Raw genomic sequence first — 437 nt, 5'->3', positions numbered from 1 at the left:
CTCCGCATGCGCGGACCGGCGCAACAATCTGCCTGATGGTGTCTGCACGATCGAGTAACCCAGCCCCATCACCAGCCAGACCGCCAGAAGCACAGAGTAATTGCTGACGAAGGCGGTCAGAACCAACCCGCCAATGAGGATCGCCGCTCCGGACAGCATCACCGGCCGATCGGCGACCCGATCCAGAAGCTTGGGCAAGGACAGGGCAGCGAGCATGGAGCCGCATCCGAAAGCGGCAAGCGCGAGAGCAGTGTCGGTCTGGGTAAGCCCCAGCTCCGCCTGGACGAAGACGACGGTGTTGACGATCACCATGGCGCCCGAAGCCGAAACGGTGAGGCAAAGGGCGAGCAGGCCACGCAGTCGTGGTGTCGCCAGATAGAGGCGAAGGCCGCGGGTCGTCCGCTCATAGATGCTTCTGCGCTCCTTGGCTGGATGGT

1 protein-coding gene is annotated in these 437 nt (G+C 63.6%); it reads right to left on the bottom strand.

The window, feature by feature from the left end; all coding sequences use genetic code 11:
- On the bottom strand, positions 1-437 hold a 437-nt coding region (locus tag AB4Z23_RS28595; RefSeq protein ID WP_441361321.1), incomplete at both ends, for an MFS transporter.

The organism is Agrobacterium sp. MCAB5, from assembly GCF_052114365.1.
Classification (GTDB): Bacteria; Pseudomonadota; Alphaproteobacteria; order Rhizobiales; family Rhizobiaceae; genus Agrobacterium; species Agrobacterium tumefaciens.
This window is presented reverse-complemented; position numbering and strand designations above follow the sequence as displayed.